Source organism: Gordonia namibiensis NBRC 108229, assembly GCF_000298235.1.
Taxonomy (GTDB): Bacteria; Actinomycetota; Actinomycetes; order Mycobacteriales; family Mycobacteriaceae; genus Gordonia; species Gordonia namibiensis.
The window spans coordinates 1-14,371 of sequence record NZ_BAHE01000010.1 but is presented as its reverse complement, the minus strand read 5'-3'; the positions used below and the strand labels follow the sequence as shown (position 1 = coordinate 14,371).

Sequence of the window (14,371 nt, the reverse complement as noted above, 5' to 3'; positions counted from 1 at the left end):
AAGGGGTGAGGGCTCATGGCCAGCATTCGTGAGCTGCGCTCACGCATCCGGTCGGTCCAGTCGACCAAGAAGATCACCAAGGCTCAGGAGCTGATCGCGACCTCGCGTATCACGAAGGCCCAGGGTCGCGTCGCGGCGGCGAAGCCGTACTCGGAAGAGATGACGACGGTGCTCTCCGAGCTCGCGAGCAACTCGGGCTACCTGGACAACCCGCTGCTGAACGAGCGCGAGAATCCCAAGCGTGCGGCGATCCTGGTGGTCACCAGCGACCGCGGCATGTGCGGTGGCTACAACGCCAACGTGCTCAAGGCGACCCGTGAACTCATCGCGCTGCTGCGCGAGGAGGGCAAGGAAGCCGTGCTGTTCGTGATGGGTCGAAAGGGTGTGGGGTTCTTCAACTTCCGCGGCCTGACCGTCTCGGACTCGTGGACGGGCTTCTCGGAGGCGCCGAAGTACATGGACGCCGCCGAGCCGACCCAGTTCCTGGTGGATCTGTTCGTGGCCGGTTCGGGCACCGAGGTGGAGCGTCCGGGTGGCGACGGCGTCCTCGAGGGCGTCGACGAGCTGCATCTGGTCTACACCCGGTTCCAGTCGATGCTGTCGCAGGTACCGGAGGTCCGCCGGGTGGCGCCGCTGGTCGTGTCCGAGGACGACGAGTCGTCCGACGACACCCCGTCTCGCAACTACACGTTCGAACCGGGTGCGGATGCCCTGCTCGACGCGCTGCTGCCGAAGTACGTGGCAACGCGGGTGTACGCGGCACTGCTGGATTCGGCTGCGTCGGAGTCGGCGGCTCGCCGTACCGCCATGAAGGCGGCGACCGACAACGCCGAGGAGCTGGCCAAGACGCTGTCGCGTGAGGCCAACCAGCTCCGCCAGGCCCAGATCACCCAGGAAATCAGCGAGATCGTCGGTGGTTCGAGCGCACTGGCCAACTAGCCGCAGCGCCCCCGAGTCCTGACGACGAGAACCAATACTTCGATCAAGAGGAAGTGACCCAAGCACCATGACCGCAGCAGTAGAAAACCCCTCCGCGCAGTCGGCGGGTTCCGCCGACGGGCGGGTCGTCCGCATCATCGGCCCCGTGGTCGACGTCGAGTTCCCCCGGGGCTCGATCCCTGAGCTGTTCAACGCCCTGCACGCCGAGGTCACCCTCTCCTCGGTTGCCAAGACCCTCACCCTCGAGGTCGCGCAGCACCTCGGTGACAACCTGGTGCGCACCATCTCGATGCAGCCCACCGACGGCCTCGTCCGCGGTGCGTCGGTCTCCGACACCGGCAAGTCCATCGTCGTGCCGGTCGGCGACGTCGTGAAGGGCCACGTCTTCAACGCCCTCGGCGACTGCCTCGACAGCCCCGGCCTGGGTCGCGACGGCGAGCAGTGGAGCATCCACCGCAAGCCGCCGGCCTTCGACGAGCTCGAGGGCAAGACCGAGATCCTCGAGACCGGCATCAAGGTCATCGACCTGCTGACCCCGTACGTCAAGGGCGGCAAGATCGGTCTGTTCGGTGGTGCGGGCGTCGGCAAGACCGTCCTCATCCAGGAGATGATCACGCGTATCGCGCGCGAGTTCTCCGGCACCTCGGTGTTCGCCGGTGTCGGCGAGCGCACCCGTGAGGGCACCGACCTCCACCTCGAGATGGAGGAGATGGGCGTTCTCCAGGACACCGCCTTGGTGTTCGGTCAGATGGACGAGCCGCCGGGCACGCGTATGCGCGTGGCTCTGTCGGCGCTGACCATGGCGGAGTACTTCCGCGATGTGAAGCACCAGGACGTGCTGCTGTTCATCGACAACATCTTCCGCTTCACGCAGGCCGGCTCGGAGGTCTCGACCCTCCTCGGCCGTATGCCGTCCGCGGTGGGCTACCAGCCGACCCTGGCCGACGAGATGGGCGAGCTCCAGGAGCGCATCACCTCGACCAAGGGCCGCTCGATCACCTCGCTGCAGGCGATCTACGTCCCCGCCGACGACTACACCGACCCGGCGCCGGCGACCACCTTCGCGCACCTCGATGCGACCACCGAGCTCTCGCGTCCGATCTCGCAGCTGGGTATCTACCCCGCTGTGGACCCGCTGACGTCGACCTCGCGAATCCTCGAGGCCTCGATCGTGGGCGACGAGCACTTCCGCGTCGCCAACGAGGTCAAGCGCATCCTGCAGAAGTACAAGGAGCTGCAGGACATCATCGCCATCCTCGGTATGGACGAGCTCTCCGAAGAGGACAAGGTCACGGTGCAGCGTGCTCGCCGTATCCAGAAGTTCCTCGGCCAGAACTTCCTCGTCGCCGAGAAGTTCACCGGTCAGAAGGGCTCGGTCGTCCCGCTCGCAGACACCATCGAGGCATTCGACCGTGTCGCCAAGGGCGAGTTCGACCACCTGCCCGAGCAGGCGTTCAACAGCTGCGGTGGACTCGACGACGTGGAGGCCGCCGCCGCCAAGATCGCCGGAAAGTAGCGGTAATCCATGGCTGAGAAGTCCTTCCACGTGGAGGTTGTCTCCGCGGATTCGAGCCTGTACTCGGGCGAGGCCACGTTCCTGATCGCGCAGACCACGGTCGGCGAGCTGGGCATCCTGGCCAACCACGAGCCGCTCCTGGGCCAGCTGGTCCCGGGTGGTTTCGTGGTGATCGTCGAGGAGAACGGCAATCGCCGCGCGGCTGCTGTCGAGGGCGGATTCCTGTCCGTCACCGGCGAGGCCGTCACGGTGCTCGCGGAGTCGGCCGACTGGGCCGACGACGTCGACATCAACGCGGAGAAGACCGCACTCGAGCAGGCTGAGCCGGACTCCCCGGAGTATCACCGTGCTCACGCGCGTTTGACTGCGGCACAGCACCTTTCGAAGTAACACCCTCGCTCGCGCGATGGTCGCCTCGGCCGGTCATCGGACTCACGTCCGGTGACCGGCCGAGGTCGTTTCGCGTCCGATGTGCGTGATCTGGCATGCTGGATCCACAGCCCTTGTCCCGCTTGCCGGTCATGCCGTCCATCCTCGATCAGGATCTCGACGGCGGGTCGGACGTATGCGGTGATTGCACAGAGGAGTAAGTGATGACGCTGCTGGTCGTGTTGCTCAGTGTGCTGCTGGCGGTTGCCGTCATCGTCTGTGTGCTCCTGGCGGTGCGTCTGGCCCAGCTCCGCCGCGTGGGCACCCCGATCCTGCTGCGCACGATCCCGGCGGAGGTCGATCACGGCTGGCGACACGGCACGGTTCACTACAGCGACAATTCACTGCGCTACTACCGGCTGGCATCCCTGCGTCCGGGCCCGAACGTCACGTTCGCCCGTCAGAGCATCGAGATCGCCGGCCGTCGCCGTCCCGAGGGAACCGAGACGGAGATCCTCGAGGGCATGCTGATCCTCCAGGTACAGACCACCGGTAGGACCCCCTCCATCGGCAAGGGTTCCGATGGAGCGTTCCCCGACGGCAAGGTCAAGGACGGCTACGAGCTCGCCATGGGCCCGGGCGCGGTCACCGCGTTCCAGTCCTGGCTGGAGTCGCGGCAGTCGGCACGGTCACAACGGCGCAAAAGCGCCTGATCCCGCCCTTCCGGCGGGATCCCTTCTAGATCAGGGGCCTTTCGGCTCCCAGACGTCAGCTGTCGGACGATTCCGGACGTTGCCGGTTGCCGCCCGGAACCCACTTCACGTCGCCGAGCGTTCCGTCGGGCGCCCGGTTGGCCACACGCGACAGGATGAACAACAGGTCCGACAGTCGGTTGAGGTACTTCGCCGGCAACACGCTGGTGGTGTCCGGGTGTGCCGACACCGCGGCCCAAGCCGAACGTTCTGCGCGGCGGGTCACCGTGCGTGCCTGGTGCAGGAGGGCCGCCAACGGGGTGCCGCCGGGGAGGATGAACGAGTCCAGCGGCGGCAGATCGGCGCCGAAGTCGTCACACCAGCCCTCGAGGGCGTCGATGTACTCCTGGGCGATCCGCAGCGGCGGGTACTTCGGGTTCTCCACGATGGGCGACGACAGGTCGGCGCCGGCGTCGAACAGGTCGTTCTGCACCGTGGACAGCACCGCGGCGATGTCGGCGGGTACATCGCCGCCGAGAGCCAGTGCCGTGCCGATCGCAGCGTTGGCCTCGTCACAGTCGGCATAGGCGACCACGCGCGGATCCGTCTTGGGAACTCGCGAGAAATCGCTCAAACCGGTCGAACCGTCGTCGCCGGTGCGGGTGTAGATCCTCGTCAGATGAACGGCCATGCGTTGAATGTACTGCGTGCGATGAGTGCCGGACGGCGGCGGATAAGGTGGCATGCGTGAGCGATCGGTTTCTGGTGACGGGCGGGGCACGTCTGTCCGGTGAGGTGTCGGTGGGTGGCGCCAAGAACAGCGTGCTGAAGCTGATGGCGGCGGCGTTGCTGGCCGAGGGGACGACGGTGCTGACGAACGCGCCTGAGATCGCCGACGTGCCGCTGATGGCCGACGTCCTGCGCGGTCTCGGTGCGGTCGTCGAGATGGACGGCGAGACCGTCTCGATCACGGCCCCGGCCGAACCGAAGTTCCACGCCGATTTCGCGGCCGTTCGTCAATTCCGTGCCTCGGTGTGCGTCCTCGGTCCGCTGATGGCCCGGTGCCATCGCGCCGTCGTGGCTCTTCCTGGCGGTGACGCGATCGGGTCGCGGCCCCTGGACATGCACCAGGCCGGCCTGCGCGCCCTGGGTGCGACCAGCTCCATCGAGCACGGCTGCGTGGTCGCCGAGGCCGACGCGCTCATCGGCGCGCCCATCGCGCTCGAGTTCCCGTCGGTGGGCGCCACCGAGAACATCCTGATGGCCGCGGTCCTCGCCGAGGGCCAGACGACCATCGACAACGCCGCCCGCGAGCCCGAGATCGTCGACCTCTGCGTGATGTTGCAGCAGATGGGTGCGCAGATCGAGGGCGCCGGCACGTCGACGCTGACCGTGAACGGCGTCGACCGCCTGCATCCCACGACTCACCGGGTGGTGGGGGACCGCATCGTCGGCGCCACCTGGGGCATCGCCGCCGCGATGACACGCGGTGACGTGACCGTCCGCGGCGTACTTCCCGAACACCTGCAGCTCGTACTCAACAAGCTCGTCGACACCGGCGCCCGCGTCGACACCTTTGACGACGGCTTCCGGGTGCGTCACGACAGCCGACCGGTCGCGGTCAACGTCTCGACGCTGCCGTTCCCCGGTTTCCCCACCGACCTGCAGCCGATGGCCATCGGCCTCGCCGCCATCTCCGAGGGCATGTCCGTCATCACCGAGAACGTCTTCGAGGCCCGGTTCCGCTTCGTCGAGGAGATGGTCCGCCTCGGGGCGGACGCACGCACCGACGGACACCATGCGGTGATCCGCGGCATCGAGAAGCTCTCGAGCGCCCCCGTCTGGTGTTCGGACATCCGCGCCGGCGCCGGACTGGTGCTAGCGGGCCTAGTCGCCGACGGCGTCACCGAGGTGCACGACGTCGAACACATCGACCGCGGCTACCCGCACTTCGTCGAGATCCTCCGCAGCCTCGGCGGCGAGATCGAGCGCGTCTCCGACTGATTCGCGCGTGCCGACCTGTCCGATCGGACAGGTGGTACCCCCGTCCCGTTGGACCGTCCCTGTCGGCCAAGGGTCAGGACCCCTTGTGGCCGTTGTGATCTGAGCGACATTCTCGTTGTGACAGACCCAACCGTCACAAGGAGTTCACCCCCATGGCCATTGAGCTGAACCAGATCTGGGACTTCCCGATCAAGGAGTTCCACCCGTTCCCGAAGGCGAAGCTGGGCGTCGGTGCGCACGACATGCTCGGTGTCGAGGCCAAGGAACTGGGCATGACCCGTGCCCTGCTGATGACCACCGGCCTCCGCGGTTCGGGCATCATCGAAGAGCTGATCGGCAAGATCGAGTACCAGGGCGTCGACGTGGTCCTCTTCGACCAGGTGGAGTCCAATCCCAAGGACTACAACGTCATGGACGCCGCCGCGCTGTACCAGTCGGAGAAGTGCGACGGCATCATCTCGGTCGGCGGTGGTTCCAGCCACGACGCCGCCAAGGGCGCCCGCATGGTGATCGCGCACGACGGCCGCAACATCAACGAGTTCGAGGGATTCTCCAAGGCCACCAACAAGGAGAACCCGAAGCACATCGCGGTCTCGACCACCGCGGGCACCGGCTCGGAGACCTCGTGGGCGTACGTCATCACCGACACCTCGGACATGAACAACCCGCACAAGTGGGTCGCGTTCGACGACACCTGTCTGGTCGACCTCGCGATGGACGACCCGCTGCTGTACTACCCCTGCCCGGAACATTTCACCGCGTTCTGCGGCTTCGACGTCCTCGCCCACGCCAGTGAACCGTACGTCTCGCGCCTGGACTTCGCGCCGTCGCTCGGCAACGCGAAGTACGCGATCGAGCTGATCGCCAAGCATCTGCGGACCGCCGTCTACGATCCCCGCAACCTCGAGGCGCGCACCGGAATGATGCACGCGCAGTACATCTCGGCGCAGGCGTTCAACTCCGGCGGTCTCGGCCTGGTGCACAGCCTGTCCCACGCGGTGAGCGCTTTCTACGACAGCCACCACGGTCTCAACAACGCCATCGCGCTGCCCCGCGTGTGGGAGTACAACCTGCCCTCCCGCTTCGAGCGCTATGCCGAGATCGCCGCGCTGCTCGGAGTCGACACCTCCAAGATGACCACCGTCCAGGCCGCCGACGCTGCGGTCGAGGAGGCCATCCGCCTGTCGAAGGACCTCGGCATCCCGGACAACTTCGGACAGCTGTCGACCAACAGCTACGAGAAGAACCGGATGAACACCGGCAAGTACGAGGGCCGCGGCGAGGGCATCGACACCTCGGAGAAGCAGATCCGCGCCATCGCCGAGCACATGATGGGCGACTGGTGCACCCCGGGCAATCCCCGCGAGAGCACCGTCGAATCGCTGATCCCGATGGTCACGCACGCCTTTACCGGCAGCTACTGATCATGCCCCTGGGCGTCGACCCCCCACGACGCCTGTGGCGGAGCAGCGCCCCGGGAGGGGAGATCCCTCCCGGGGCCTGCGGTCCGTCGCTCCCCATCGATCCGACGAAGGAAGGTCTGGCGACCCGATGACGCACACCTCCACCGGTCTGGCCCGCCTGGCGGATGCCGACGAGACCGCTCGTTTCGCCTCCGCAGAGGAACTGACCGCCGCCCTGGGCGAGCAGGGATACCTGATCGGACCCGAGCTGGCGGTCGTCGTGCACCTGGCGACGCTGCTCGACCGCCCGCTGCTCCTGGAGGGGCCGGCCGGCGTCGGCAAGACCGAATTGGCCAAGGCACTGGCCGCGGCGTCGGGGCGCGAGCTCATCCGCCTGCAGTGTTACGAGGGACTCGACGACTCGCGCGCCCTCTACGAGTGGGACTACGCCCGCCAGCTGCTGCACGTGCAGATGCTGCGCGATCGCATCAGCGCCGAGTTGGCCGCGGAGACAAGCCTTTCGGCGGCTTCGGCAGCCCTGGCGCGTACCGAGGTCGGGGTGTACACCGAGGACTTCCTGGTGGCCCGGCCGCTGCTGGCCGCGATCACCTCGACCACCCCCACCGTGCTGCTCGTCGACGAGATCGATCGCACCGACGAGGCGATGGAGGCGGTCATGCTCGAGGTTCTCGCCGAACGCCAGGTGTCGGTCCCCGAACTAGGCACGTTCACCGCGCGGTCGTCGCCCTGGGTGATCCTGACCTCCAACGACACCCGTGAACTCTCGCCGGCCCTCAAGCGCAGGTGCCTGCATTTCCAGGTCGACTATCCGGACCCGGAGACCGAGCGCGCCATCGTTGCGGTGCGGGCGCCCGACATCGAGGACGAGGTCATCGGTGAGGTCGTCGACCTCGCCCGGCGACTCCGCGATCTGCCGCTGCGCAAGAGTCCTTCGATCGCCGAGGTCATCGACGCCGCCCGGGCTGCGTCATATCTCAAGAGCACCGGGTCCCGCCCGGAGGTCGGTTCTGGCCCCGCTCCCGCCGACGCCGCGTTGCTCTCGTTGCTGGTCAAGTTCGGCACCGACCTCGACCTCGCCCGTCGTGTGCTGTCGCCGGCCGCCGCCGACACCCCCGTCGCGGAGGTCGGGGTCGACGGCACGACGCCGCAGGGATCGGTCACGGCGCGGGCGTTCGGTGCGGGCCGGGCCCGCAGCGCCGGGGTCCACGCGGGACGATGAACGTGCTCACGCCGCCGAAGGGGAGCATCCGCCGCGCGGAGATCCTCGACCTGCTCGCGGTCCTGTTCGGGCAGGCGCTGCGCGGTGCCGGGGTCGCGGCGTCGCCCGCGGAGGTGATCGAGATCCGCCGGACGCTGGCCATCGTCGGGGGCGGTGATCTCGGCGTGCTGCGCGCGGCCCTGCGTAGCGTCTCGGTCAAATACGGTTATGAGACCGAAGGTTTCGAGCACGCCTTCGACGTCTTCTTCCTCGACGCCGACCTGCCTTCCGGTCGGGAGGCGGATCTGCCCCGGCCGCGGGGTGCCGCCGCGGACCTCCCCGACGACGTCGTCTGGGACGAGGAGTTCGAAGGGGCTGCCCGTCGCATCGGCGCCGACGAACACACCGAGGAGATCGGCGACCTGATGGCGCCCGATCCCGACGCGGGTGAGCGTCATGGCGAGAGCGCCCATCGCGAGGAGAACGACTTCACCGTCTCCGCCGGTGCCGAGCAGCTCGGCGTCGACCCGGACAGCGGTTCGGTGAGCGGGGGAGTGACCTACACGGTCGAGATCGATTCCGCCGATTCGGCAACCGTGGGTGAACTGACCGGTGCCGCGGCCCGGGTGGAGTCCACGCCGCTGGGTCTGACCGGCGCCGCCGCGATCCTGGCTGCGCTCGACGCCTACGACCCCCGCAGCGCCTACGGCACCGACGGGAACGCCGACCTCGACGACGCGCGTCGCGTCGAACTCGAACGGGCGCTCGCGGCCTTCGTCGATGCGTTCACCGCACGCCTCGAGGCGGCCGGGATCGCCATGGGCGACGCACTCGGACAGTCCGCGCCTGCGCGCACCGAGCAGGCCGACATCGACCGCGCGTGCCACCGGCTGGTCCAGCGCATGCGCGGTGCACCGCGTCGGGTGATCCGTCCCGGAGACCGCGGAACCCTCGACATCCGGGCCACCATGCGCGCGGCCGTGGCGACCGACGGGGTGCCGGCCAAACTGTGGCGGCGGCGTCCGCGGCCCGGTCCGGTGCGACTGCTGGTCCTGGTCGACGTCTCGCTGTCGGTCCGGCCGGTCACCGGGTTCATCCTGCGACTCGCCCAGACCCTGCACCGCTTCGGCGACCGGTGCGAGGTCGTCGCCTTCGTCGACCGTCCGGTGCGCGTCACCACGGCGCTCCGGGCGGCGTCCGCCGACGCCGCACTGGCCGCAGTGCTCGCCGCCGACGGCCTCGACCTGGCCGCGACAAGTGACTACGGGCAGATGTTCGCCGGGTTGCTGGGTGAGTTCGGCGACCTCATCACCCCGCGTACCTCGGTGCTCGTCGTCGGCGACGCGCGCAGCAATGGATTCGACGCGCGCACCGACCTCGTCGCCGAGATCGGTCGACGCGCGCACCGGCTCGCGTGGGTGACGCCGGAGCCGTCGCGCTACTGGTCCCAGACGGGCTGTGCGATGGCCGACTATGCCGAGCACTGCAGCGGGGTGGTCAGCGTGCGGGACGGCGCCGAGATGCTCGCGCGCTGTGATGAACTTGGTGCAGCGCTGAGGTGACGTGAGTAGCGTCGGATGTGCGGGTCGCGGACAGCGAGTCATCGGCCCGTGGTGATCGGAGGACAACGGATGCAGGGTGGCACGCGCCGACGCAGCGCCGGTCATGTCGCCAAGTTCCATGCCCCCGAGATCGTGCTCGGACCGGGCGCTTTCGGTGAGGTGCCGCTCGCCACCTCGGGCCTCGGGATGCGCCGTCCGCTGGTGGTCAGCGACCGCGGTCTGGAAGGCACCCCCTGGTATGCACAGCTGATGTCGGGGCTGGCCGACGCCGGTCTGCACGCGGCCGCCTTCCTCGACGTGTCGCCCAACCCGCGCGCCGGGGAGGTCACCGCAGCGTTCCTGGCGTACAACTCGCACGACGCAGACGGGCTCGTGGCGCTCGGCGGCGGATCGGTCATCGACGCCGCCAAGGGGGTCGCGGTGCTCGCGTCCAACGGCGGCCACATCCTGGAGTACGAGGGCATCGATCGTGCCCACCGGCCCCTGCCGCCGCTCGTCGCGGTGCCCACCACGGCCGGCAGCGGCGCCGACGTCTCGCAGTTCTGCATCATCAACGACGCGCAGCGCCGCACCAAGGTCACCATCATCGGCCGCTCGCTGGTACCCGACCTGTCGGTGAGCGATCCGGAACTGCTCACCACGGTGCCGGCCGAGGTCACCGCACAGGTCGGCATGGACGTCCTGACGCACTGCGTCGAGGCGTATGTCTCCCTCGCGCACGGACGGATGACCGATTCGCTTGCGCTGGAATCGATCCGGGGCGTCTGGACCCACCTCGAGCGGCTCGTCGACGATCCGCTGGACAAGGTCGCGGCCGAGGAGATGTCGTTGGCGTCGCTGCGGGCCGGGATGGCGTTCACCAATGCGATCCTCGGCGCGACGCATGCGATGAGTCACCCGGTCGGCGGGCACTGCGACGCGCCCCACGGCGCGATCAACGCGGTTCTGTTGCCGCACGTCATCCGCTACAACGCGGAGGTGTGCGCTGACGGCTTCGTCGACCTCGCCGGGGCGATCGGGTTGTCCACCGACGGGAACGCACGCATGGTCGCCGACCGCCTTGCCGACGCCGTCGGGGGACTGGGAGCCCGGGTCGGGATGCCGGAGTCGCTGAAGCCGTTGGGGGTTCGCGCCGAAGACCTCGACCGGCTCACCACGCACGCCCTCGCGGACTCGTGCATGACCACCAACCCGCGCCGACCGCAGGCGGCCGGGATTCGCGATCTGTATGTGGAGGCCCTGTGATGGCCGGCGCCGCGCGCCCCGACCCCGAGCGGGAACCCGCCCGTTCCGACCTCGAGAGCCTCGTCGGCCTCCGCAGCGTCAAGGGCAGTCACTATGCCCAGTACCGCGGGGTCGAGGCCCGGCTGAGCCGGGTGGTCGGTGCACTGGAACGGATCTCGCGGGCGCTGGTGCGCACCGCCGAGGGGCCCGAGGCGCTGGTCATCGCGGTGGTCGAGGCCGCACGCGATCACCTGGGCGCCGAGTGGGTGGTCTTCGGCCTCGCCGACGGTCGGCTCGAGCGGTCCGCGCCGCGTCACCTGATCAGCTCGGGCAGCGGCCGGCTCTACGCCTTCGAGGGTTCGGCGACGGCCTCGCCGCCCGACGGTCTGCCCGACGAGGTGCTGAACCGTCTCAACGACATCCTGCGCGGCCACGAGCCGCTGCTGCACGGCCCGATCCTGTCCGAGGACCACGTGCACGTTCCGGTCGAGCTCGACGGCAACGTGGTCGGCGGCCTGTCGGCGTGGACGCCGTCCGACCGGGTCGTCGACCCGACCGACGTCGTGGTCCTGCGGATCCTGGCCAGCCAGGCGATCGTCGCCCTGCTCAACGCCGAGCTCTTCTCTGAAACCCACCGCCATGCAGCGGAACTGGCCGAACGGAACGACGAGCTCGAACGCACGCAACGCGAACTCTCCGCCGCGATGCGCACCACGGTCCTCAACGAGGAGCGGTCACGGATCGCCCGCGAGCTGCACGATTCGGTGACCCAGTCGGTTCTGTCCGCGGGCGTGCAGATCGAGCTGTGCCGTGACCTCGTCGACGGGGCCGCCCTCGAGCGTTTGAAGATGGCCGGCCGGCTCGCAAAAGAGGCGGTCGAGCAGTTGCGGACGTTCATCTACGCACTCAACAACGCCGCTAGCGTGCCGTCGCCGAGCGTCCACGAGGTCCTGACCGAACTGTGCTCGTTGCACATGCCGCCGGACCTGACGACCGCGGTCCGCATCCGGGGCCGCTCCCGCGACCTGACCGACGACGTCCAGCACGCGCTCCTCCGAATCGCCGGAGAAGCGCTCTTCAACGCGGCGATCCACGCACGCGCGACCGAGGTCACCGTGACGCTCACCTACACACCGGATCAGGTGTCGTTGTCCGTCGACGACGACGGGGTCGGCGACCCCGAGCACCTCCGACGCGTGCTCAGGACCGCATCGCTCGGCGACCTCGCCGCCGGACGCCATCGCGGTCTGGCGAACATGGCCTCGAGGGCGACCGAACTCGGCGGCGAGGTACGGATACGACGGTCGCGGGCGGGCGGTATCCGGCTGACCGCGATCCTGCCGACTGCATCCGATGCCGGAACGACGACCAGGGAGTTCTCGTGAGCACTGACAACACGGCCGGGGACACGACCAGCCGGGGCAAGCAGGTCAGGCCCATCCGGACACTGCTGGTCGACGATCATGCGCTGCTCCGGGAGGGGATGCGCTCACTCCTGGAGCGGGAGGAGGTCGTCGAGGTGGTCGGGGAGGCAGGCTCGCACGACGCCGCGCTCGCCGAGGTCAACGCATGCCGACCGGACGTCGTGGTCGTGGACCTCAAGCTGTCCGCGGGTACCGAGTACGAGGGGCTGCGCCTGATCAAGGACATCGCCCAGCGCCACCCGGAGGTCGCGGCGCTCGTGCTCACCACCTTCCTCGACGATGACCTGGTCGTTCGGGCGGTCCGCGCCGGTGCCCGGGGATACGTCGTGAAGGACGTCGACACGACCGAACTCGTTCGTGCGATCCAGGCGGTGTCCACCGGTGGTAGTGCTTTCGATCCGCGCAGTGCCGCGGTCGTGTTGCGAACGGTGTCGGGGGAGGCGGAGGCCACCGAGACGCTCAGCGACCGGGAGCGCGAGGTCTTGCGGTTGCTGGCGGATGGCATGTCGAACAAGCGCATCGGGGAGACGCTCTACATCTCCGAATCGACCGTGAAGTTCCACATCCGCAACATCATCCGCAAGCTCGGTGTCAGCAAGCGCACCGACGCGGTGTACATCGCCAGCAAGCGCGGTCTCATCTGATCGGCGGTCCTACGGGGTGAGGATCAGCCAGCCGCCGTGGTCGACGAACACCTCGGCTCCGGAGTGCCCGACGCCGCGTGCCCAGAGGTGCAGGTCCTTCTCGCTGAGGCGGAGACGATGTCCGAAGTGCGGACTGGGCTCCTCCTCGAACGGGACCGCGACGACCACACGTCGCCTCGCCACCCGCAGGGCCTCCGACAGCGCCGCCTTCACACCGGTGGCGTCGAGATGCTCGAGCAGATGGATGAGCGAGACCGTGTCCACGGAGTCGTCGTCGTAGGGGAGAGCGGTCGCGTCGCCGACGGTCGCGTCGACCGGCAGGCCGAGTCGACGCGATGCGCACGAGAGCAGGGAGACGGCGCCTGGCGAGATGTCGCAGGCCGACACCTCGAACCCGTCCATCGCGCACGCCAGGGCCAGGAATCCGAAGCACGAACCGACCTCGAGCACCGACGAACCGGTGACGAGCGACCGTGCGCGCCGGTGCACCGGCGCGAATGCCGAAGCCCCGCAGCGGAGTTCGCGGATCGAGTTGTCGTAGAACGCCGACCACGCGTCGGCGGACGTGCCCGCCGAGGTCCGGATGATGCCCACCGCCGCGGATTCGAACTGTTCCTGCCCCGACAGGACACCTGCGTCGACCAGTGACACCAGGCCGTCGACGACCACCGAGTCGGAGATGGTCTCCTCGTCGAATGGGTGCGCGATCTGGAGGACGCCGGCCACCCGACGCCACGACAGAAGGCCGCAGCGCGCGAAACCACTGGGAACAAGCGCGGATCGGAGAATCCGCGGCATACGTTCGCGTGCGACAGATGAGTCGAGAAGCTCCGCCCGGACGGTCGTCGACTGATCGATGATGGTCATGAATCGACCGTAGAAACATCCTGACCTGCGCATAACTGACCTACCGGGGGCGGGTACCTGTCCGAAAGGACGGTTCTGCGGTGCACGTCACATCCGTGGGATCGCGGAAAATGGACGCCCGACAGGCGGTTTCGTCGCAGGCCGGAAGACCGTGACCTGCGAAGATGTTCGACGCGACGGGTGGCCACCTGGCGATTTGACCCTGGCGAAACGGTTGCGTAACTTTCTTCGAGTCAGCGCGCCACGGCGCCGCCCCGGAAGACCTGAGAGGGTCTGGAGACGGGGAGTGGAGACCGGGCTTCGCGCAGACCGCCCCCGAACTTCGACTGCAGGACTTCTTGTCTTGCGGACGCGGTACGGGGTTGCCAGATCCCTTGTGAGTCGCCAACTTCGGGTTTGCGGGTCGCAGAGAAGGTCTGGTAGGCTGGAAGAGTTGCCCCGGAGACGGGGTGGACGTGGAAAGTCTGAACCTAGTCTGCTGGTGAAAGCCCTTGTGGGGGTGCGTAGC

At 68.3% G+C, this 14,371-nt stretch carries 13 protein-coding genes; 11 read left to right on the top strand and 2 right to left on the bottom strand.

Annotated elements, in window-relative coordinates:
* The first annotated feature begins 15 nt into the window (after positions 1-15).
* From GONAM_RS05575 to GONAM_RS05560, 4 genes are all read left to right on the top strand, one after another.
* Entirely contained in the window at positions 16-939 is a 924-nt protein-coding gene (locus GONAM_RS05575) for a F0F1 ATP synthase subunit gamma (protein ID WP_006865801.1), read from the top strand.
* A 67-nt stretch (positions 940-1,006) separates the two neighbouring features.
* Positions 1,007-2,455, top strand: a complete 1,449-nt coding sequence (gene atpD / locus GONAM_RS05570; protein WP_006865800.1) for a F0F1 ATP synthase subunit beta — start codon at positions 1,007-1,009, stop codon at positions 2,453-2,455.
* A gap of 9 nt (positions 2,456-2,464) precedes the next feature.
* A complete protein-coding gene (locus tag GONAM_RS05565; protein WP_005194830.1) occupies positions 2,465-2,845 on the top strand; it encodes a F0F1 ATP synthase subunit epsilon in 381 nt (126 codons plus the stop codon).
* Positions 2,846-3,048: 203 nt separating this feature from the next.
* Positions 3,049-3,537 carry a DUF2550 domain-containing protein gene (locus GONAM_RS05560; protein WP_006865799.1) on the top strand — a complete coding sequence of 163 codons (489 nt, stop codon included), beginning with the start codon at positions 3,049-3,051 and terminating at the stop codon, positions 3,535-3,537.
* 55 nt (positions 3,538-3,592) lie between these two features.
* Here GONAM_RS05560 and GONAM_RS05555 read toward each other — a convergent pair whose 3' ends face one another.
* Positions 3,593-4,207 carry a cob(I)yrinic acid a,c-diamide adenosyltransferase gene (locus tag GONAM_RS05555; protein ID WP_006865798.1) on the bottom strand — a complete coding sequence of 205 codons (615 nt, stop codon included), beginning with the start codon at positions 4,205-4,207 and terminating at the stop codon, positions 3,593-3,595.
* Positions 4,208-4,263: 56 nt separating this feature from the next.
* Between GONAM_RS05555 and murA the strand changes: the two genes are divergently transcribed.
* The 7 genes from murA (at position 4,264) to GONAM_RS05520 (ending at position 12,996) form a co-directional block, all read left to right on the top strand.
* Positions 4,264-5,520 (top strand): UDP-N-acetylglucosamine 1-carboxyvinyltransferase, encoded by a 1,257-nt coding sequence (gene murA / locus GONAM_RS05550; RefSeq protein ID WP_006865797.1) that lies wholly within the window; start codon positions 4,264-4,266, stop codon positions 5,518-5,520.
* Between the two features lie 152 nt (positions 5,521-5,672).
* A complete protein-coding gene (gene mdo, locus GONAM_RS05545) occupies positions 5,673-6,944 on the top strand; it encodes an NDMA-dependent methanol dehydrogenase (RefSeq protein WP_006865796.1) in 1,272 nt (423 codons plus the stop codon).
* Positions 6,945-7,071: 127 nt separating this feature from the next.
* Positions 7,072-8,163: a MadB family AAA-type ATPase gene (locus tag GONAM_RS05540; RefSeq protein ID WP_006865795.1), complete on the top strand. Its 1,092-nt coding sequence runs from the start codon at positions 7,072-7,074 to the stop codon at positions 8,161-8,163.
* Positions 8,160-9,704: a MadC family VWA domain-containing protein gene (gene madC / locus GONAM_RS05535; RefSeq protein ID WP_006865794.1), complete on the top strand. Its 1,545-nt coding sequence runs from the start codon at positions 8,160-8,162 to the stop codon at positions 9,702-9,704. The genes GONAM_RS05540 and madC overlap by 4 nt, the downstream gene beginning before the upstream one ends.
* Positions 9,705-9,773: 69 nt before the next feature.
* Positions 9,774-10,949: an iron-containing alcohol dehydrogenase gene (locus tag GONAM_RS05530; protein ID WP_006865793.1), complete on the top strand. Its 1,176-nt coding sequence runs from the start codon at positions 9,774-9,776 to the stop codon at positions 10,947-10,949.
* The gene (locus tag GONAM_RS05525) at positions 10,949-12,313 is read left to right on the top strand and encodes a MadS family sensor histidine kinase (RefSeq protein ID WP_006865792.1); all 1,365 of its coding nucleotides are present in this window, start codon (positions 10,949-10,951) and stop codon (positions 12,311-12,313) included. The genes GONAM_RS05530 and GONAM_RS05525 overlap by 1 nt, the downstream gene beginning before the upstream one ends.
* Positions 12,310-12,996 carry a MadR family response regulator transcription factor gene (locus tag GONAM_RS05520; protein WP_006865791.1) on the top strand — a complete coding sequence of 229 codons (687 nt, stop codon included), beginning with the start codon at positions 12,310-12,312 and terminating at the stop codon, positions 12,994-12,996. The genes GONAM_RS05525 and GONAM_RS05520 overlap by 4 nt, the downstream gene beginning before the upstream one ends.
* Positions 12,997-13,005: 9 nt before the next feature.
* On the opposite strand, the gene mftM is transcribed toward GONAM_RS05520, so the two are convergent.
* Positions 13,006-13,863: a mycofactocin oligosaccharide methyltransferase MftM gene (gene mftM, locus GONAM_RS05515; protein WP_040535526.1), complete on the bottom strand. Its 858-nt coding sequence runs from the start codon at positions 13,861-13,863 to the stop codon at positions 13,006-13,008.
* Positions 13,864-14,371 lie beyond the last annotated feature (508 nt).

What these genes read in the sequence shown, in the direction of transcription:
- GONAM_RS05540 (WP_006865795.1), top strand. Translation starts at nt 7,072, where the DNA reads ATGACGCACACCTCCACCGGTCTGGCCCGCCTGGCGGATGCCGACGAG.
- GONAM_RS05575 (WP_006865801.1), top strand. Translation starts at nt 16, where the DNA reads ATGGCCAGCATTCGTGAGCTGCGCTCACGCATCCGGTCGGTCCAGTCG.
- GONAM_RS05530 (WP_006865793.1), top strand. Translation starts at nt 9,774, where the DNA reads ATGCAGGGTGGCACGCGCCGACGCAGCGCCGGTCATGTCGCCAAGTTC.
- atpD (WP_006865800.1), top strand. Translation starts at nt 1,007, where the DNA reads ATGACCGCAGCAGTAGAAAACCCCTCCGCGCAGTCGGCGGGTTCCGCC.
- GONAM_RS05525 (WP_006865792.1), top strand. Translation starts at nt 10,949, where the DNA reads ATGGCCGGCGCCGCGCGCCCCGACCCCGAGCGGGAACCCGCCCGTTCC.
- madC (WP_006865794.1), top strand. Translation starts at nt 8,160, where the DNA reads ATGAACGTGCTCACGCCGCCGAAGGGGAGCATCCGCCGCGCGGAGATC.
- GONAM_RS05555 (WP_006865798.1), bottom strand. Translation starts at nt 4,207, where the DNA reads ATGGCCGTTCATCTGACGAGGATCTACACCCGCACCGGCGACGACGGT.
- mftM (WP_040535526.1), bottom strand. Translation starts at nt 13,863, where the DNA reads ATGACCATCATCGATCAGTCGACGACCGTCCGGGCGGAGCTTCTCGAC.
- mdo (WP_006865796.1), top strand. Translation starts at nt 5,673, where the DNA reads ATGGCCATTGAGCTGAACCAGATCTGGGACTTCCCGATCAAGGAGTTC.
- GONAM_RS05565 (WP_005194830.1), top strand. Translation starts at nt 2,465, where the DNA reads ATGGCTGAGAAGTCCTTCCACGTGGAGGTTGTCTCCGCGGATTCGAGC.
- GONAM_RS05560 (WP_006865799.1), top strand. Translation starts at nt 3,049, where the DNA reads ATGACGCTGCTGGTCGTGTTGCTCAGTGTGCTGCTGGCGGTTGCCGTC.